At 39.6% G+C, this 20,075-nt stretch carries 18 protein-coding genes; 11 read left to right on the forward strand and 7 right to left on the reverse strand.

Annotated elements, in window-relative coordinates; translation table 11 throughout:
* Nucleotides 1-6: 6 nt before the first annotated feature.
* From J4N24_RS20040 to J4N24_RS20050, 3 genes are read left to right on the forward strand one after another with little or no spacing between them, the layout of a single operon-like run.
* The gene (locus J4N24_RS20040; protein WP_207535511.1) at nt 7-1,197 is read left to right on the forward strand and encodes a BT_3928 family protein; all 1,191 of its coding nucleotides are present in this window, start codon (nt 7-9) and stop codon (nt 1,195-1,197) included.
* A gap of 5 nt (nt 1,198-1,202) precedes the next feature.
* Nucleotides 1,203-1,646: a DinB family protein gene (locus J4N24_RS20045; RefSeq protein WP_207535512.1), complete on the forward strand. Its 444-nt coding sequence runs from the start codon at nt 1,203-1,205 to the stop codon at nt 1,644-1,646.
* The gene (locus tag J4N24_RS20050; RefSeq protein WP_242691747.1) at nt 1,643-2,155 is read left to right on the forward strand and encodes a shikimate kinase; all 513 of its coding nucleotides are present in this window, start codon (nt 1,643-1,645) and stop codon (nt 2,153-2,155) included. Before J4N24_RS20045 ends, J4N24_RS20050 begins: the two co-directional genes overlap by 4 nt.
* Here the strand turns inward: J4N24_RS20050 and J4N24_RS20055 are convergent.
* From J4N24_RS20055 to rlmD, 3 genes are all read right to left on the reverse strand, one after another.
* Nucleotides 2,143-2,649 (reverse strand): phosphoribosyltransferase family protein, encoded by a 507-nt coding sequence (locus J4N24_RS20055; protein ID WP_207535513.1) that lies wholly within the window; start codon nt 2,647-2,649, stop codon nt 2,143-2,145. The genes J4N24_RS20050 and J4N24_RS20055 overlap by 13 nt on opposite strands.
* Before the next feature lie 50 nt (nt 2,650-2,699).
* Complete coding sequence (locus J4N24_RS20060; RefSeq protein WP_207535514.1) at nt 2,700-3,092, reverse strand: hypothetical protein; 393 nt, start codon at nt 3,090-3,092, stop codon at nt 2,700-2,702.
* A gap of 87 nt (nt 3,093-3,179) precedes the next feature.
* Nucleotides 3,180-4,592, reverse strand: a complete 1,413-nt coding sequence (gene rlmD, locus J4N24_RS20065; RefSeq protein WP_207535515.1) for a 23S rRNA (uracil(1939)-C(5))-methyltransferase RlmD — start codon at nt 4,590-4,592, stop codon at nt 3,180-3,182.
* Between the two features lie 192 nt (nt 4,593-4,784).
* Between rlmD and J4N24_RS20070 the strand changes: the two genes are divergently transcribed.
* From J4N24_RS20070 to rodA, 7 genes are all read left to right on the forward strand, one after another.
* Entirely contained in the window at nt 4,785-5,189 is a 405-nt protein-coding gene (locus J4N24_RS20070; RefSeq protein ID WP_242691748.1) for a GxxExxY protein, read from the forward strand.
* 158 nt (nt 5,190-5,347) lie between these two features.
* On the forward strand, nt 5,348-6,874 hold the full coding sequence (gene purH, locus J4N24_RS20075) for a bifunctional phosphoribosylaminoimidazolecarboxamide formyltransferase/IMP cyclohydrolase (protein WP_207535516.1): 1,527 nt from the start codon (nt 5,348-5,350) through the stop codon (nt 6,872-6,874).
* Nucleotides 6,875-7,103: 229 nt separating this feature from the next.
* Nucleotides 7,104-8,126, forward strand: coding sequence for a rod shape-determining protein (locus tag J4N24_RS20080; RefSeq protein ID WP_207535517.1), 1,023 nt, complete (start codon nt 7,104-7,106; stop codon nt 8,124-8,126).
* A gap of 79 nt (nt 8,127-8,205) precedes the next feature.
* On the forward strand, nt 8,206-9,042 hold the full coding sequence (mreC, locus tag J4N24_RS20085) for a rod shape-determining protein MreC (protein ID WP_207535518.1): 837 nt from the start codon (nt 8,206-8,208) through the stop codon (nt 9,040-9,042).
* A complete protein-coding gene (locus J4N24_RS20090) occupies nt 9,039-9,554 on the forward strand; it encodes a rod shape-determining protein MreD (protein ID WP_207535519.1) in 516 nt (171 codons plus the stop codon). Before mreC ends, J4N24_RS20090 begins: the two co-directional genes overlap by 4 nt.
* Nucleotides 9,555-9,556: 2 nt before the next feature.
* On the forward strand, nt 9,557-11,692 hold the full coding sequence (mrdA, locus tag J4N24_RS20095; RefSeq protein WP_207535520.1) for a penicillin-binding protein 2: 2,136 nt from the start codon (nt 9,557-9,559) through the stop codon (nt 11,690-11,692).
* A gap of 1 nt (nt 11,693) precedes the next feature.
* Nucleotides 11,694-12,953 carry a rod shape-determining protein RodA gene (gene rodA, locus J4N24_RS20100; RefSeq protein WP_207535521.1) on the forward strand — a complete coding sequence of 420 codons (1,260 nt, stop codon included), beginning with the start codon at nt 11,694-11,696 and terminating at the stop codon, nt 12,951-12,953.
* Here rodA and J4N24_RS20105 read toward each other — a convergent pair.
* Nucleotides 12,946-13,848 carry a DUF8457 domain-containing protein gene (locus tag J4N24_RS20105; RefSeq protein ID WP_207535522.1) on the reverse strand — a complete coding sequence of 301 codons (903 nt, stop codon included), beginning with the start codon at nt 13,846-13,848 and terminating at the stop codon, nt 12,946-12,948. The genes rodA and J4N24_RS20105 overlap by 8 nt on opposite strands.
* Nucleotides 13,849-13,983: 135 nt before the next feature.
* Between J4N24_RS20105 and J4N24_RS20110 the strand changes: the two genes are divergently transcribed.
* Nucleotides 13,984-14,565 carry a thymidine kinase gene (locus tag J4N24_RS20110; RefSeq protein ID WP_207535523.1) on the forward strand — a complete coding sequence of 194 codons (582 nt, stop codon included), beginning with the start codon at nt 13,984-13,986 and terminating at the stop codon, nt 14,563-14,565.
* Here the strand turns inward: J4N24_RS20110 and J4N24_RS20115 are convergent.
* The 3 genes from J4N24_RS20115 to J4N24_RS20125 all read right to left on the reverse strand — a co-directional run bounded on the left by J4N24_RS20115 (nt 14,562) and on the right by J4N24_RS20125 (nt 20,037).
* A complete protein-coding gene (locus J4N24_RS20115; protein WP_207535524.1) occupies nt 14,562-17,393 on the reverse strand; it encodes a S8 family serine peptidase in 2,832 nt (943 codons plus the stop codon). The genes J4N24_RS20110 and J4N24_RS20115 overlap by 4 nt on opposite strands.
* A gap of 25 nt (nt 17,394-17,418) precedes the next feature.
* Entirely contained in the window at nt 17,419-18,825 is a 1,407-nt protein-coding gene (gene dacB, locus J4N24_RS20120; RefSeq protein WP_207535525.1) for a D-alanyl-D-alanine carboxypeptidase/D-alanyl-D-alanine endopeptidase, read from the reverse strand.
* 219 nt (nt 18,826-19,044) lie between these two features.
* Nucleotides 19,045-20,037, reverse strand: a complete 993-nt coding sequence (locus J4N24_RS20125) for an aspartate-semialdehyde dehydrogenase (RefSeq protein ID WP_207535526.1) — start codon at nt 20,035-20,037, stop codon at nt 19,045-19,047.
* Nucleotides 20,038-20,075: the final 38 nt, after the last annotated feature.

Consider the following 20,075-nt stretch of genomic DNA (forward strand, 5'->3'; position numbering starts at 1 on the left):
AATATAATGAGTTACCAAAACGCTTTTAGTGAAAAGACCCCAACTCCCGTATTACTTCGGGTAACCAGTCTTCTTGTAGGGCTGCTTTTTATTTTTTCAGGCCTTATTAAAATAAACGATCCGCTTGGCTTTAGCTACAAGCTCGAAGAATTCTTTGAAGTTTTCCATATCACTTTCCTTAACCCCCTCGCTGTTACTATATCGATTACTTTATGCGCTATTGAGATCATACTTGGGGCTGCGTTACTGCTAGGGATTAAAGGTAGGCAGGTTGCTTTGGGACTACTAACAACTATTGTCTTTTTTACCTTTCTGACTTTCTACGCTGCTTTTTTTGACGTTGTCAGGACTTGTGGGTGCTTTGGAGATGCCATCAAGCTCACTCCCTGGCAGTCATTTGCGAAAGATGTGGTCCTTTTAATCCTTATTCTCTTTATTTTTCTGAATCGCCAAAAGATTCAACCGGTTTTAAGATCAGAGAAAGTTCAGAGCGGCGTACTTTGGATGATAACAATTATTGCTTTTGCAATGGGGTTGTATACTTATAACTATCTTCCTGTCAAAGACTTTTTGCCCTACCATGTTGGAGCTAATATTCCCGAATCAATGAAGATTCCTGATGGTGCTCCTGTCGATGAGTTTGAGATCACCTACAATTTGGTGAACAAGAGAACGAAAGAGACGAAGCAAATGACAGATAAGGAGTATATGAAGACAGAGGTGTGGAAAGATGCTGATTGGGAGATCAAAGGAGAACCGGGGAGGAAACTTATCAAGCGTGGCTTTGAGCCTCCTATAAAAGACTTGAAGATTGCTGATAGTCAGGGAACAGATTATACGAGTGAGTTGATGGAAAACCCGTATTATAATCTTGTTATTGTAGCATATAATCTAAACGCTGCTAACAAAAGGGCTATTGGTGATCTTAATGCCCTGGCCATCAACGCAGCTGAAAATTACAATGTCAGAACTATATTGCTAACCTCCAACTCGGTGGAAACAGCCGAGAACTTTAAAAAGAATAATAAGTTGGCAATGGAATTATTTTATTCGGATGCTGTGCCTTTGAAAAGTATGGTCAGAGCTAATCCCGGGTTATTATTACTGAAGGATGGTATGGTGATTAACAAGTGGCATTATCATACAATGCCTAGTTATCAGGAATTGGAGGAGCAATATTTCAGACATCAGAACTAATCTCTATGCTGGAAGATCTTATTAATTATACAGCTGTTGCTGATAAGATTATGATTGATGTACTATTGGCAACTGATAGAACAATGCCAAAAGCAGAAGGACTCTTTTCTCATATTCTAAATTCTCAGCATATTTGGCTGAGCCGGATTAATAAAAAAGGGGCTTTATTTGAACGCTTTCAGCAACAGCCCAGGGAACAATTGCTCTCACTACACTTGGAAAATATAAAGGAACTTAGTAAGGTGCTAAAGGAAAGAGATCTTAATGAAAAGATTAGATATTTCAACTTTTCCGGTGTTAGCTTCGAAAGCAGGTTGTCCGACGTGTTGTTCCACGTGGTAAATCATTCCTCCTACCACCGGGGTCAGGTAGTTTCACTACTTAAGTTAGCCGGAATTACCCCTCCGGTAACAGATTATATTATTTTAAAACGACAAGAGAAACTTTGAAAATATTTTTAGTAGGATTTATGGGTTGTGGAAAGACGACCTTTGGGAAAAAACTCGCTTCTAAGTTAGGCTACAAATTTGTAGACCTTGACAAATCTGTTGAAGAGAGTGTAGGTATGTCGATTCCTGATTATTTTGAGAAATTTGGCGAGACCGCTTTCCGTGAAAAAGAAAGAGCTATTCTGCAAACCAGGACTTATTCCGAAAATTCGGTTATTGCTACAGGCGGTGGAGCACCATGCTTTTTCGATAATATGCAGTGGATGAACGAGCACGGTATTACCGTTTATATTTCCCTTACCGCCAAAGCTTTGGCCAGTCGTTTGGAAAGTGCAACAGATGAGAGGCCGGTTCTTCAGGGATTAAAAGGTGAAGATCTTGAACGGTTCATAGCGTCCAAGCTTGCAGAAAGAGACATCTTTTATACCAAAGCTTCGATGATCGTTGAAGGCATTAATATTAGCCCTGAAAACTTTATTCCGAAGTTGGAAGAATATCAACGCAGATAAACCGCATCCTCCTGATTGCCGTTTAATAAAACATCTACATGTTCTTTAATAACGGTAGCTAGTTCAAGACCGGTAAAATCGGGAGTTACCGGGAAAATTCTGTGACTTCTATTTACTAAAACAGCCGTTCGTAACTTCTTCAGAGGAATATCAAGGAATACACCTAAGCCATAGGCCAAAGTGCGGCCGCTATTAAGCACATCATCAACAAGAATAACTACTTTATTCGAGCACACTTCTATTCCAATATCTGTTTCGGCCTGTAGGTGAGAGCTAGATTTATTAAGTTCTATCTTCATCAGGGATACTTCAATTCCTGATACATCCTCAATGGATTTCTTCAACCTTTCTGCAAGAATATACCCATAATCAGCAATTCCAGCAATCACGATGGAGGTTTCCTCCAGATTGTCTTCCCATATCTGATAGGCCATACGGGTGATCTTTTGTTGAATTTGAGTATTATCAAGAATTAAAATCTTCTTATCAGGCATCCTCTAAAAATTTTCGAAAAATAGATATTTGAAATGAATTACAAAATGATTTATTTGTACGGGAAGAATACAAAATTAGCGCCTTCCGGTACTATTACAAAAAGACACATAAAGTCCTCTGCATTTTTAAATTGCTTAATAAACCGCTCCTTCTTCTCTGGATGAATCACTCCCTTCTCAATAAATTCCTCCAGATACGAGGCATTTATCGACCAGGTTGTATTTAATTCTTTATGGTCCAGGATAGGTTCTCCTACCTTAACTTCATGCTGATGCGCAATGAATATTGGGTAAGCAGAAAGCCCTTCCACTATAATCTCAACTGAAACTTCTTTTATTGATTCGCTATAAAGCTTCAAGTCCTTTTCAAGACTTTTCAGTGGACTTTCCTTTTTGGGAGTTTCACCGCCCCCAGGTTGATTTAATAATTCATTTAGTTCCATAAACTTTATCCCCTAAAGGAATTTTAACCTTCCAAGGTTTCTATTATTTAAAGATGAATGTTTGTAATTGACTCTACCTGCTAAATTCTATTGTTGATTTAACTCTAATAAAACAACATTCTCCACATGTTGTGTGTGTGGAAACATATCCACAGGCCGGATCTTAGTCACAGAATATTTTTCTTTTAATAAAGCAATATCCCGTGCTTGAGTAGCAGCATTACAACTAACGTATACGATCTTGGGTGCTTCAATCTCCAATAAACGCCCTACAACATCCCCGTGCATTCCTGCTCTGGGAGGGTCGGTGATAATTACATCAGGTTTACCATGTTTTTCTACAAATTCAGCAGTAAGGATATCCTTCATATCCCCGGCGTAAAATGTTGTATTTGTTATGTTATTGATTCCCGAGTTAATCTTGGCGTCTTCGATAGCGGTTGGAACGTATTCAATTCCCACCACTTCTTTCACGCCACGTGCCACAAAGTTTGCAATTGTACCTGCTCCTGTGTACAGGTCGTATACCAGTTCATCTCCTTTAAATCCGGCAAAGGCTCTGGTGATTGCATATAATTCATAAGCCTGGAGTGAATTGGTTTGGTAGAAGGATTTAGGACCGATCTTGAAAGTAAGACCTTCCATCTCTTCGAAGATATAGTCGCGGCCCGCATATACATTGATATCCTGATCAAAGATCGTGTCGTTCTTCTTTTGATTAAGGATATATAATAAAGAAGTAATTTGAGGAAAACGCTCTTTCACAAAGCCCATCACTTTTTCAACTTCCTCTTCATTAGCATAAGCAAAAACAACTATTACCATCAGTTCTCCGGTTGTAGCTGTTCTTATAATAAGGTTTCGGAGTGCTCCCTCGTGGGCTCTTAGATCATAAAATGAAATATTGTGTTTCAATGCGAATTCCCGAACACTATTCCTTATTTCATTAGAGGGATTGCTTTGAAGATAACAGGTTTCAACATTAAGGATTTTATCGAAACGTAGAGGGACGTGAAAACCCAATGCATTCATCTCCTGATTGTCTCCCCCCTGAATATCCCCGTCAGTCAGCCAGCGCTTGTTAGAAAAGGTAAACTCCAGCTTGTTTCTGTAGTAACGCGTCTCAAAAGAGGGCAGGATTGGTTCGATGATAGAAGTATCCACTTTGGCAAGTCTCTCGAGCGAGTTAACAACGCTTTTTTGTTTGTACACCAATTGCGCTTTGTAATTCATATGCTGCCATTTGCAGCCGCCACAAATCCCAAAATGCGGACAAAAAGGTTCAGTGCGGTGTTCAGAAGGAGTAATTAACTGAGAAATTTTAGCTTCAGCAAAATTTTTCTTTTTACGAAGAAGTTCAACGTCTACTACATCGCCCGGAACTGCTTTTTCTATAAAAAGGACTAGTTCGTCAGCTTTTCCAACGCCTTTCCCTTCTTCGGCAATGTCTACTACTGTTATGTTCTGAATGTGCTTTCTCTCAGCGGGAATTCTTTTCATGTGGCCGCAAAGATAAGGACTATGATTCGTATGATTCAATGATTACTATGATTCGTATGATTTAATAATTACTACGTTTCAACCATGCATCATCTACTGTTAAAACTATCGGGGATAAGCTGAGAGTGCTTTGCGTCATTGTCTACAAGGAGAGGCTTCTATATATTAGGACGACCTAAATAAGAACAATTAATGACCTCAAGAATTATGAATGCAGAATACCCGCTAAGTGAACTTACGGGAAAAATTATCGGGTGTGCTATGGAAGTACATCGGAAGCTAGGAAACGGTTTTCAGGAGTCTATTTACCAACGTGCTTTAGCCGTTGAAATGGATTTACAGAAACTGAATTTCAGTAAAGAGCATGAAATGGAGATATTTTATAAGGGAGTTTATCTCGGGAAAAGAAGAGTTGACTTTTTTATAGAAGGGTTGATAATGCTGGAACTGAAAGCGGTTATCCAACTTGAGGATGCCCATCTTGCTCAGGCAATTAATTATCTCGAAGCTTCTAAAATGAAAATTGGCCTCCTTATAAATTTCGGAAATAGGAGCTTGCAATTTAAAAGAGTTATGAAGCCAGGAAGCAAGCGTTGACGCTACTAAAGTTTCATTAATTTAAAGTGTGGTTTAGCTCAGTCATTTCCCGCTTTATGCACAGCTTTTCTGTAAGGTTAAAAAAAGAAAAAATCATCGAATAATCTTAAAATCATTCAATCGTAGTCCTTATCTTTGCGCCTTCAAAATTTCACTCAATGAGCCAACCTGTTAAGATAAAAAACGCTTTAATTTCAGTCTATTACAAAGACAACCTGGAACCTCTTATTCAAAAGTTAAACGAGCTTGGGGTAACATTTTACTCTACTGGTGGAACAGAGAAGTTTATCAGAGACCTTGGATGTGATGTAGTACCTGTAGAAGATTTAACTGGTTACCCTTCGATTTTAGGAGGAAGAGTGAAGACACTTCATCCGAAAGTTTTTGGAGGAATCCTGTCCCGAAGAGAATTACAGGAAGATGTTGCTCAGGCAGAGCAGTACGAAATTCCTGAACTGGACCTGGTAATTGTTGATCTTTATCCTTTTGAGGAAACGGTTAAGGCTGGTCTTCCAGAACAAGATATTATCGAGAAAATAGATATTGGAGGAATTTCTCTGATCAGAGCAGCTGCTAAGAACTTTAAGGATGTAGTTATAATTGCATCTAAAAGCGACTATACGAATTTGCTTGATATCATTAGTGAAAGTAATGGTAGTACTACCCTTGAGCAACGTAAAGCTTTTGCAAAAAAAGCATTTAATGTTTCTTCTCATTATGATACTGCTATTTTTAACTATTTCAATCACGAAGATTCATTAACCGTTTTTAAGCAGAGCGAACAAATAGCTCAGACCCTTCGTTACGGAGAGAACCCACATCAAAAAGGATATTTTTACGGAGATCTTGACGCCATGTTCACAAAGTTGAATGGCAAGGAACTGTCTTACAATAATCTGGTAGATGTTGATGCCGCGGTAGCCTTAATTGATGAGTTTACAGAACCTACTTTTGCTATCCTTAAGCACACGAATGCCTGTGGTGTAGCCTCCAGAAATAACCTTACTGAGGCTTGGAAGGTTGCTTTAGCTTGCGATCCGGTTTCAGCATTCGGTGGTGTGATTATCACAAACCGTGAAGTAGATGGAGAAACAGCTAAAGAGATCAACGGTCTTTTCTTTGAAGTTTTAATTGCTCCTACGTTTACGCAAGAGGCCTTACAAATTCTTACTGAGAAGAAGAACCGTATTCTGCTTCAGAGAAAAGAAGTTGAATTGCCTAAAAGATTGTTCAAAACCTTGTTAAACGGGGTTATTGAGCAAGATAAAGACGCAACAGTTGAAGGCCCGGAGCAAATGACTCCGGTAACGGAAATAAAGCCAACTGCCCAACAGCTTGAAGACTTGTATTTCGCTAACAAAATTGTTAAGCATACGAAATCAAATACTATCGTATTAGCAAAAGACGGACAGTTGCTGGCTAGCGGTGTAGGCCAAACATCACGCGTTGACGCGTTGCGTCAGGCCTTAGAGAAGGCTAAATCTTTTGGATTTGACGTTACTGGTTCTGCAATGGCTTCAGATGCCTTCTTCCCTTTCCCAGACTGTGTTGAAATAGCTGCAGATGCCGGAATAAGCGTTGTGCTTCAACCTGGAGGATCAATAAAAGATCAGCTTTCGGTAGATAAAGCAAACGAAAAAGGAATAGGAATGGTCGTAACAGGAGTACGACACTTCAAACATTAAAAATAGAAGCATTAACCCTCTTAAATTTTGAAATTAAGAGGGTTACTTGTTTATAAACGGGCATAACTTTTTGCCTGAATTTACGTTTACCTCTCAGAGTAAGAAAAACAGTATAACTTCTGCCTGAAATTAGCCTGGAAAAAATTGATACTTCGGTTTAAGCAAAATTTAAAGGCAAAAAAAAATACGTAAGTTTGCACCTTTATTAAAAACGTTTAACATTTCTTTAATGGGTTTATTTAACTGGTTTACACAAGAAATCGCAATTGACCTTGGTACTGCAAATACCCTTATCATACATAATGACAAAGTAGTAGTTGATGAACCTTCTATTGTCGCTTTTGATCGCACAACAAACAAAGTAATTGCTATCGGAAGGCAGGCTATGCAAATGGAGGGAAAAACTCACGAAAATATACGCACAGTTCGTCCCTTAAAAGACGGTGTTATCGCCGACTTCAACGCAGCTGAGCATATGATCAGAGGCATGATCAAAATGATTAACAGAGGTAAGGGCTGGTTTTTCCCCTCCTTACGTATGGTAATTTGCATCCCTTCAGGTATTACTGAGGTGGAAAAGCGTGCAGTACGGGATTCGGCTGAAATTGCAGGTGCAAAAGAAGTTTATCTTATCCATGAACCAATGGCAGCTGCTGTAGGTATTGGCATTGATGTAGAAGAGCCTATGGGAAATATGATCATCGATATTGGTGGAGGAACTACTGAAATTGCCGTTATTGCTCTTTCAGGTATCGTTTGTGATCAGTCAATTCGTGTAGCTGGAGATAACTTTGATAGTGATATTGTACAGTACATTCGCCGCCAGCATAATATCATGATCGGTGAGCGTACTGCTGAGAAGATCAAAATTGAAGTTGGCGCGGCACTGCCGGAGTTACAGGACCCACCAGCAGACTTTGCAGTACAGGGACGGGATTTGATGACCGGAGTTCCAAAGCAAATTACAGTATCCTATACTGAAATAGCCCATTGTCTTGATAAGTCGATCTCAAAAATAGAAGAAGCTATATTAAAAGCTCTGGAAATTACTCCTCCAGAATTGTCTGCTGATATTTATCAGACAGGTATTTATCTTACAGGAGGCGGTGCCCTTCTTCGCGGCCTTGATAAGCGTGTAGCTGCCAAAACGAAATTGCCTGTTCACGTTGCAGAAGATCCTTTGCGTGCTGTTGTTCGTGGAACTGGTATCGCTCTTAAAAATATTCACGGCTATAAATTCTTAATGCAATAATTACAGTGAATGAATGGGAGGCTGAGTGAAGGGATTATTTCATTCATCCTCTCATTCACTCATTCAATCCTTAAAAAACATGCGTAATCTTTGGCTTTTCCTAAGTAAGTATAACGCATTTTTCTTTTTCATAATTTTCTTCTCTATCTCAATAGTCCTTTTTGTTAGGAATAATTCTTTTCAAAGGGCAAGCGTGCTGAATTCTTCCAATCAGATCGTAGGGAAAGCTTACGAGACTACAAATTATCTGAAATCCTATTTAAACCTTGCTGTGGTTAATGATAGTCTTGCTGCAGAGAACGCAAGGTTAAGGGGAGAAATGAAGAGTGCATTCTATTCCGACAGTATTGTAAAAAGAGAAATTGTTGATACCATTCAACATCAGCAGTATTCCTACATCGTGGGTGAGGTGGTAAACAATTCCATTCATCATAAGGATAACACCATTACGATCAACCGCGGACGGAAACATGGAATTAAGAAAGGTATGGGAGTAATAAGTCCAACGGGGGTTGTAGGCCTGGTATTAAACGTCTCAGATAACTATTCTACGGTTCAGTCATTATTGCATAGTGACACACGTATAAGTGCCTGCATAAAGGAAAATAACGCTTTTGGTTCTTTAACCTGGGGAGAAGAGAATTATGATCCCATGGTTGCCTTACTAAAGGATATTCCGAACCATGTAAAAGTTACCAAGGGACAACATATTATTACTTCCGGATATTCTACCCGTTTTCCTAAGGGAATAGCGATAGGTAGAGTAAGGCGAACGGGAGTAAAAGGAGGAGAAAGTTTTCTGAATATAGAAGTCCAGTTAAGTACCGATTTTTCGACCTTACAATATGTGTATGTAGTTAATAATTTATTAGCTGCAGAGCAGGAACAAGTAGAAGCAATACAGCCGGCAAAATGATCAGAATAATTATTAATAATTTAATCCGATTTGTTGTTCTTGTTTTTATACAGGTATTTCTGTTGAAAAATATTGGCTATTACAACCTGGCTACGCCTTTTCTATATATCCTTTTTGTTCTGCTACTTCCGTTTGAAACACCAAACATCCTTCTATTTGTGTTGTCATTCTTGTTAGGTTTAACTATTGATACTTTCTACGACACCCTGGGGATCAATGCTGCTGCTACCTGTGTGTTAGCTTTTGTGCGGATAATATTTATTAATCTTACTGTGCAACGCCAGGGTCTTGAAACGGAGCCTGAACCAAAGCTGGGGATCATGGGATTCCGGTGGTTCTTCTTTTATACTCTGATCCTGACGTTATTCCATCATCTCACCTTGTTCTTGCTGGAAACATTTACTTTTTCTGATATCAAGTATACACTAATTCGAGTGGTTTTAAGTTCTATATTTACAATAGTCTTAGTCCTGTTATCAGAGTTTATCTTCTTCCGTAAGAAAGAACGCTAAAAATGAATAGTTTTTTTGAACGTCGTTTTGTAATCCTGGGAATCTTTATATTCATAGCCCTCGTCTTACTTTCACGACTTTTTTATATCCAGGTAATTGATAAAAGTTATTTTTTATCAGCCAGCAATAACGTATTACGTAAAAAGATCATATATCCTGCCCGGGGGGTTATCTTAGACAGGCACGGGAAAATATTGGTTCAAAATGAACCGGTATATGATCTGATGGTTATTCCAAATGAAGTAGAAGCGTTTGATACCCTGGAATTTTGTCGCCTTATTGGCCTGGATAAAGCAGGATTTGATAAGCGGTTTTTAAAGGCAAAAAATTATTCACCTTACCGGGCTTCCATTTTTGAAAAGCAAATATCAGCAATAACCTTTGCCAGCTTTCAGGAGTCTTTACAGGAATTCAAGGGCTTTTATGTACAGAACAGATCTGTGCGAAGATATCCGGATAGTCTTGCCGGCCACTTTCTTGGATACATTGGGGAGGTTAACGATGCTGAAATAGAAAAATCCGGGGGCTTTTATCGTCCCTCAGACTATATAGGAAAAACTGGGGTAGAAAAAGCGTATGAAGAGTTATTAAGGGGGCAGAGAGGAGTAGAGAACTTGATGGTAGATGCTTTCAATCGTCCTAAAGGTCACTTTGCTGATGGCAAGTATGATACACTTGCTGTAGCAGGGGAAAGCCTTGTTTCCTCTTTAGACATACGCATCCAGCAGTTGGGTGAAAAATTGATGCAAAATAAGGTGGGAAGTATTGTGGCTATTGAACCAGCAACAGGAGAGATCCTTGCTTTCGTAAGTAGTCCCGGTTATGATCCTAACTTACTTGTAGGTCGTCAGCGGGGTAAAAACATGAGCGGCCTTTTCAAAAATCCTTACACTCCACTTTTAATTCGACCTATCCAGGCTTACTATCCACCCGGCTCTTCCTTTAAGCCAATGGATGCACTGGTTGCATTGCAAGAAGGCCTGATTCAACCTAATACAACTTTCCACTGTCCTGGAGGCTACAGGGCTGGTAACCATTGGGTAAGATGTGAGCACGTGGATGGAACCACGGATCTTACAAAGGCAATTAAGATGTCTTGTAATACATATTTCTGTTATGTATTCGACAAGTTGATGAATCGAAACGGCCCCAAGAACATTCGTTATGCTTTTAACGACTGGCGTAAGCACATAAATAGCTTTGGTTGGGGTGAAAGATTAAATATCGACTTACCTAACGAGAAAAGAGGCCTTGTACCTGAGGATGAACGTTATGACAGGATCTTTGGAAAGAACAGGTGGCGTAGCAGCACAATTATTTCATTAGCGATAGGTCAGGGAGAACTTCTGGCCACTCCTTTACAATTGGCCAATGCCGAATGTATAATAGCCAACAGGGGCTATTATTATACACCTCACTTAATTAAGAGTATAGGTAATAGAAATATAGTAAAACCAGAATTCCAGGTTAAGCACCAGGTGGGGGTAGATTCCAGATATTTTGAACCGGTAATAGAAGGAATGCAGCAAGTTATTGAAAGCGGTACTGCTGTTGCTTCAAGGATACCAGACGTAACCTTTTGCGGTAAGACAGGTACTGTACAAACCCGGGGAAAGAACCACTCTGTATTTGTTGGTTTCGCTCCACGTGAAAATCCTAAAATTGCAATTGCTGTAGTCGTAGAAAATGCCGGTTATGGCGCTTCATGGGCTGCTCCTATTGCCAGTTTTGTTGTCGAAAAGTATTTAAAAGACAGTATTACCCGGAGACCTTCCGGCATTGACGTGAAACGTTATATGAGTGCTAACCTATTGCCAATGCTGCCGGGAATGAAACCTCAGGATAAGAGGACAAAACTACTTGACTCATTGAAGGTATTGAAAAAGGATAGTATCAAAAACAAGGAAAAGATCATCAGCCTGAAGAAGGCTATTTATCTTACCTATGCTAAAAAAGATACGGCGAGAAAAGCGGGGATAGCCAAACCATTAGCGGGAAATGATAGCTTGAAAAATAAGACCCCAGCCAGACCTTTGGCAAAGCCGCTTAAGCCAGCAGCAGATGGAGGTAGAAGCAGGAAAGATACATCAAAGGTTAAACCTAAAGTAACGACAGGAAGACCGATTCAGGGTAAATAACATGAAAGATCAGAGAAGCCTTTTATTTAATGTTGATTGGGTGATTATTTTGATCTACCTGGCTTTATGTATCATTGGTTGGTTCAATATTCATGCTGCTGTTTATGATCCTGCAAATCCCAGTATTTGGGATATGGATACAAACTATGGAAAGCAATTTGTGTTCCTGCTTGGCGCTGTAATCCTTGGTTCACTTATTCTATTGATGGACAGTAAGTTTTTTAATTCCATCGCGCCTATCTTTTACGGATTTACGCTCCTATTGCTGATTCTCGTATTGATAGTGGGTAGAAACGTAGGGGGAAATCAGGCATGGATCCCAATTGGAAGCTTCAGGTTACAACCCTCTGAATTTGCAAAGTTTTCTACATGTTTGCTGCTTGCAAAGTATTTAGGTACTAATAACCTGAAACTTAATGATTCAAAAACACTGATCATTAGTTCGATTATCCTTTTAATTCCAATGGGGCTTATTATGCTTCAGCCCGATACCGGATCAGCTTTAACCTTTACCTCTATTGTTTTTGTACTTTATAGGGAAGGCTTATCGGGTTACTTTTTGGTTATTGGTGTGCTTTTTATTGCGCTATTTGTTTTGTCTTTGATGTTTAATAAGTTCCTCGTAATTGCGGCTTTACTGATCATTGGCGCACTTGCTATTTATTTCAATAAACGAAACAGGAACCTTATCACGGTGATAGCCTCTGGAGTCATTATTTCAATTGCCTTTATTTTCTGCGTTGATTTCGCTTATAAGAACGTTTTACAGTCACACCAACGAAACCGTATAGATGTTATTCTAGGGAAGATCGACGATCCGCGGGGACAGGGATATAACCTTAACCAATCTAAGATCGCCATAGGCTCTGGTGGATTATGGGGAAAGGGATATCTTCAGGGAACACAGACGAAGTATGATTTTGTTCCCGAGCAGAGTACCGACTTTATTTTCTGTACAGTAGGAGAGGAATGGGGATTTATCGGCAGCCTTGTAGTAATTGGGCTTTATTTAACACTTCTTATCCGTATTGTTAACGTTGCTGAACGCCAAAGGGCTAGTTTTTCTCGTATTTACGGCTACGGGGTTGCATCCATTCTATTTTTTCACTTTTTTATTAACATAGGAATGACCATCGGTCTTGTTCCGGTAATTGGTATTCCATTACCGTTTTTAAGTTACGGAGGATCATCCCTATGGAGTTTTACCATCCTGTTGTTTATCCTGTTAAGGTTGGATTCAAACAGAATGGGATTTATCTAGAATATCTTCTTTGCAAGATGCCATAAAACTTCTCTACAGTATCCTGCTTTGCAGGCCAGTTATTTTTTGCAGAATAATTTGTCTTAAGGAAAGTTTCTGCTATTTCAAACGATTCAAAACGGTTCAATATTTCAATAGCTTCACTGTAGGCAAGGCTATAGCCATTAAACAGCTCTTTTATAAATAGAAGTTTGTCGTTCAAACTGATCGCCGTTTTTAGGTCAGTAACAGGTTGTGAACTATACTGAGTGGTCTGGATAGACTGAGCTTTTTGAGCAGAGATCAGATCATTTAAGGTTGGTGGCGCAGTCGGTGCTTCTGCAACATCAATCGTTGTCACTTTCTCGGGGATGACTACTTCCTTAATCACCGGTTCTTCCACTATGGCAGTTACTTGAGCAGGCTCCGGTAAAACAATTTCTGGCGTTTTATTTTCAGTAGCAGGAGCTGGTGTAATTTCTTCTGCGACTAGGGCCGGCGGGGTTACAGCTTCTGCCTCCTCTACCGGTAGCTCCTCAATTGGTTCCGGTATTTGTTCATCAACAGGCTCGAAAAGAGTTGGTAAAGGTTTAACCTCAGTGGCAGCTTCCTTTTTTTCAACCGGCTCAACTGGGGGTTTAAACTCATTAGTAACCAAAGCAGGGAACGGTGGCGGTTGAAGAACTTTGGGAGGCTCAATCGCAGAGGATTGGGATGACTTAGGCAATGGAGCGCCCCCTTTATTGATTCTTCTCAATATCTTAACATGTTCCGAAAGAAAGTCGGCATTAGCCGAGAATAGCTCTAGCTCAAGGTCATTCAGCTGTTCAGGATTTTCAGAAAGATATTGATACTGTTCGTTTATCTCGACTACTATAGATCCAATTTTCTTAAAAATCTCTTTTTGTTGTATCATGAACAGAATAAATAAGTGTGTTATTAATAATGGTAATGCCTATCAAACTTAGAGAAAATTTGGTAGAATAAGCAACAATGGCCGTCACTTCAAGCAAAAATTCTGATATTCGCGCTGAGCAAAGGGTGAGTTAATATGTTATTCAGTGAACTGCATTTCAGGACCGGTTCGGGACCAAAGGGAAGTATTGAGGTAATTTGCGGGTCGATGTTTTCAGGTAAAACTGAAGAGCTTATCAGGCGGCTGCGCCGGGCACAGATAGCAAAGCTTAACGTTGAAATATTTAAACCAAGGATCGATACGCGTTACAATGATAGCGATGTTGTCTCTCACAATGCAAATTCAATTCCATCCACTCCAATAGAAAATTCCTCCTCTATATTATTATTGGGAACCGATACACAAGTAGTAGGAATTGACGAAGCTCAGTTCTTTGATGAGGGCTTGCCTGACGTATGTATACAACTGGCAGCAAAAGGTATCAGAGTAATCGTTGCAGGTCTTGACATGGATTTTCAGGGAAAACCTTTCGGGCCCATGCCAGCTCTTATGGCTATTGCAGAGGATGTAACGAAAGTTCATGCAGTATGTGTTCAATGCGGGGCACCAGCTACATTTTCTTATCGCACGGTAGCCAGTGGATCGAAGATCTTGTTAGGAGAGATGGAAAGTTACGAGCCTCGTTGTCGTGTTTGTTTCAACACTACCGCTTATTAATGTATAATAATCGTCTTTAAAGTTTTAGTCCTCCCATTAGTTCGAAGTTTGTAGAAGTAAGGGCCGCTGGCCAGGCTCTCCGTATTCAATACCTGGAAATTATACTTACCTTTTGCAAAAGAGCCACTCGTTACTGAATTTACCTTCTGGCCCAACATATTATACAAGTCTAGTTGGATATCGGAGCGTTCCGGCAATGAAACTGACACATAAGGTAAGTGATCACCAGAATCATAGTAAGTATAAAGACTGATATCTTGAATTTCAGGATTATCCTGTCTGCTGATCAAATTATAAGATGACAGGGCAACATTGGCAGTTTGATAAACCTGATCAAGATTGTCCGCACCTATATAGGCAAATGCGACTTTTATGGAACTGTTAGCGGGTATAGTAAAAGGACCATATCCTGTTACAAAAGATACATCAGTTCCACTCCCAGTAGTTCCAAGTTCTGTTGCAGCTATACCACTTGACAAAGAAAGGAACTTTTCCTCATCAGTAAAGTTGTCATTCACTAAGAGGTTTCCGGAAAGGCGGTTGCTTAAAGGATAATAAGCAGGATTCGCATTGCTTAAAAGCTTGACGGCAGCATAGGGACTGCTTGAACTGCCTTTATCATATACATAGGCAATCTTATTATCAGTATCGAACTGAGTCGCGTTAGTTGCCCCACCGTTAACATCCCAATCATTAAACATTCCAATGTAAACATTATTCCGGGTAATGTTATTCTGATTAAAAACTTCATACTCTATAATGAGGAAGTTATCCGTTGTATTATTTGAAATAATATAAGACTTTTGCTTTACGTATACATTTAGCCGGTCTGGATTACCATTGTCGTTAAAAGCAGCAGAAGCGTTGATGGTATCAGCAATTTGCTCTCCGCTAACTTTGACCTGTCTTACAAAGTCATCATCTGTAGATGATTCTGTAGTACGAACATTATTAGAAATTGTTTTTGAAGAGGAACCTATCATCAGTCCAGCTTCGTATAATAATTGTTCCCCCTTATACTGGAATCCATTAGTGCCTTCTTCTCCCCCAGCCTGCAAAAAACCTAATTTTCCATTGCTGGTCACTGTTGTTGCAATAGTGGAGGTTTGAAGGTTGAGGTAGTCCCGGTTCACCTGTACCGTAAATCCTTCGAAATCAATATAACTTTTGTTAGGGGTACTGTATTCAAGCCGGAGCTGAGCAGTGTAATTCTCAGGCGTTTCAGGTTTAATAAAGAATTTGAAGGGTCCTATATTAGAAGCCACTCCCAATGTGCCCAAATTAGGAATTGTGGCTTCAGCATTTGTTACTATAATGTTATCCTCACTGCTTTTCAAAGTAATCGTAAGGTTACTTACAGGATTAAGAAAGTTTTTTATGTCAACATAGAGGGTTATCGTATCTCCTGCTGCAAAAGTGCCGCTCGCATTGTCCATGTACCTTATCGCTTGTTTTTTGATAGAAGGCTGGCTTTCAGTTAATGCACGATAAACATTTAGTCTTCCCTTTCCTAGTTGCCCAGCAAATACAGGGTTAGTTTGATCGATATTATCTGTTGTAACCCTGATTTGTTCTCCCACTTGCTGCATAGACAAATTGGGGAAGTAAGCTTTAACTAAGGCAGCAGCGCTGGCAACAACGGGCGAAGCCATAGATGTCCCCGTCTTCGTATTATAGTTTTTATTGAAGACAGTACTTATGATATCCGTTCCCGGGGCAGCCAACGAAATATATGACCCATAGTTACTGGAAGAGTTTTTAACATCATTCGATTGTACATTAGCTACCGCCAGCACGCCTGAGAAAGCTGCTGGATACTGAGGAACATTACTACCCTCATTGCCTGCTGCCGCCACAATAAGGCAGCCTTTGCTAATAGCATAGTTTATAATGTCCTGTCCATAAAAGCTTGTAGATTCTGAACCCCAGGAGCAATTAATGATTTGAGCACCATGGTCCGCAGCATATTTAACCGCTTCATATCCTCTTAAAATATCTGTCCCATTGTCATCTGCAGCCGTTTTAAGAATCATCAATTTCGCACAATTAGAAGCAACGCTTGCAACCCCCTTAGCATTATCTGTTACAGCTGAAGCTATTCCGCTTACATGCAGACCGTGGTCACTGTTAGAGCTGATAATATTGGGGTTATTATCTTCCGTAATATTGTTACCTGACGCACCTACAAAGTCCCAGCCCTTATAGTTATCAATATAACCATCTCCATCATCATCTTTTCCATTCACAGGGTCACTATTATTCAAATATATATTTGCGGCAAGATCGTCATGTTCAGTATCTGAACCTGAATCAACTATTGCTATCACAACTTTTTCTCTTCGATCGTTTCTGATAAGATCCCAGGCTAGAGGAGCTTTAATTTGGTTTAGGTAGGATTGCAAACTGATGTAGGTATCATTAGGACTGTAATTAGCACGGTTGATGAAGACTGGTTCAGCGTACTCAACATTTTCATTTTTTCTTAAGTCGGTTATAACATCCCAAATATCCCTGTTTCCCGGAAGTACCAGTTCGTAGATTCTGTTAAGCCCAAATTCTTCTTGTTTCTTTAAAACTGCTGCATTTAATTTTAGCTTACCAGCAGGGAACTTTTGTTCAATCTTACTAACAACTCCAAGTTTCAAACCAAGGTCATTATCTTGCGAAAGTGTCTTAATATTTTCTACTGATGTTTTAAGTTTTACTATCACACGATTTGGAAGGTACCTTGAACTGGTTTTCGCACTGGTGTGGTTGGTCGACTTTCCCTGACCGATCGCCTGCGTTGCAAAAAGTAATATATAGAAAGCAAGTAGAAGTATTTTCATTGGGGTAGTCTGATTAGTAATCTCATTATTTAAGAACATCCAGCACTTTAAAGATTTTTTGTTTGATAGCCGAAGTTCCACCATTGTAATTATTTGTAATAATACTAAATACTACAGGGGTTCCCTCAGCTGCCGTCTGATATCCAGCATAGCACAAAGCATTGCGAATACTTCCACTTTTCATTTTTATATTGTTGTATAGTGGAAAGCTATCGTAATAATTATTGAACCAGTTTTCCTTTTTCGCAGATAAAAGTATTCGTGCTAAGGCTTCTGTAGTTACTTTATTTTCCGGCGATAGGCCGCTTCCGTCCAATACCTCTAAACTATTTGGGTCAAGCATAATTTTGTCACGCCAGAATTTTTTAATTTCTTCTGTGCCAGTGTCAAAGGTGCCTGGTTTGCCTTGTTTTACTGCTATAGTTTTTAGAATATTTTCCGCATACAAGTTAAGGCTTTTTTGATTTAACCAATACACAACTTCGGTAAGCGAAGGCGATGAATGAGAACTCAGAATTTTTTCAATGGGCTGGTAAGTAATGCTTTCAGCGTTTAGTTTACGCCAGGTCGTAGCGGCCCCCCCTAAAATACCTGCTGATGATAATTTATTTTTAAACTCAATAGCTAATGATAAAGCAGGATCAGGACAGGAAATTTTAATGGTTTTTTCAAGATCAAGCCCATAAGTACCGCGTAAATAAACAATGTGGGTATAAGGTGCAGAGTAGGCATATACGTTGTCGCCTGATCCTGCAGATCCAGTTGTTACCTCATTTATAACCGATAAATCGAGTAGGGAAGGAAACATACCTGTAAGCTTACTTGGACTTCCCGGTTTACTGCCAGCTTTAAAGTTTACCCCAATTTCATTCTCACGCCAGCTCACTGAGCTTGCTCCTGCACCGTAGTAGTTTCCTATATCCTGCCATATCCATCCTTGCGGAATAATTTGAGTGCCAAATAACTGGTCATCTGCAATAATTCGTCCTTCAATTTTTCTTATCCCGGCCTGTTTTATTGCCTTGCTCCACTTTTCCAGGATTACATCAGCTTTCGTCTCCTCATACCTGTTACTCCCAAGGGTAGGGTCTCCGCTTCCCTTAATGATCAAATCGCCCTTTAATGTTCCGCTAATAATAGTTCCATTATAACCAATAGTTGTTTCCCACCTAAAATCTTTGCCAAGAACATTAAAAGCTGTTGCCGATGTAACTGTTTTTAAGGTGGACGCGGGAGACATCCCTGTCTTCTCATTTTTAGCGAAAATTATATCACCAGTTTTGGCATTAATAACAGTCAGAGAGGCTTGTCCGTACTTAAGTTGCGGGTCGTTCTCCAGGCTTGCGAAGGCTACGCTTATTTTTTGATTTAAAGATTGCGTAAATGCGGGTATTGCAATAGTTAGCAGGATTGTCAGGAGTTTCAGTTTCATCGTTGTATTATAATACAAAAAAACTTCAGGAACAAGTACTTCAGATCATGTAAGCAAAACCTTAGTAGTCACCTTTTGTGAACTTGAAATTCTAGAGAAGTTCCACTTTAGGTTTTTCTTCGAAGGATATATAGTTTCCGGATCCGGGGCTTAAATTATTGGTTAAATAAAAAAGCGGCACATTTTCATATGCCGCTTTTGAATTATTTGTTTATAATCTTAACCTAAAAGACCTTGTTTCTGAAGATATTCTGCAATTTGCACTGCATTGGTTGCTGCTCCCTTACGAAGGTTATCTGCCACGATCCAAAGATTTATGGTTTTCGGTTGAGACTCGTCACGACGAATGCGTCCAACAAAAACCTCGTCTTTTTCATGAGCATCTTTTGGCATTGGATAAACTGCATTTGCAGGATCATCCACGACTACAACACCTTCTTGCTGTTCTAAGATGCTACGAACTTCAGCTAGATCAAAGTCGTTTTCAAATTCGATGTTAACAGCTTCTGAGTGTCCGCCCATAACTGGGATACGAACAGTTGTAGCTGTAACTTTAATTGAATCATCTCCCATGATCTTATTCGTTTCCTTGATCATTTTCATCTCTTCTTTAGTATATCCGTTATCCTGGAATACATCAATTTGAGGGATTACGTTAAGGTCGATCTCATGAGCATATGCTTTTGGTCCTTCAATACCGTTACGCTCGTTCATTAATTGTTCTACAGCTTTAACTCCAGTTCCTGTTACAGACTGGTAAGTAGAAACAACCACGCGTTTGATCTTATATTTCTCGTGAAGTGGTTTAAGTACCACTACCATTTGAATTGTAGAACAATTAGGGTTAGCAATGATCTTATCTTCAGACGTTAAAACGTTAGCATTAACTTCAGGAACAACTAATTTTTTAGTAGGGTCCATACGCCATGCAGAAGAGTTATCAATTACTGTTATCCCTGCTTCTGCAAACTTTGGAGCTTGCTCCAAAGAGGTTCCACCGCCTGCTGAAAACAATGCAACTTCTGGTTTAAGCGCAATTGCCTGGTCGGCCGAAACCACCTTGTACTTCTTTCCCTTGAATTCAACTTCCTTACCAACACTTTTTTCTGATGCTACGGGAATCAATTCAGTTACCGGGAAATTGCGCTCTGCTAAAACTTTTAACATCACCGAGCCTACTAAGCCCGTAGCGCCTACAACTGCGACTTTCATTTTGTTTTTTTAATTTTACTTTGTTTATTTATAGTAAT

The organism is Desertivirga arenae (assembly GCF_017355785.1).
Lineage (GTDB): Bacteria > Bacteroidota > Bacteroidia > Sphingobacteriales > Sphingobacteriaceae > Desertivirga > Desertivirga arenae.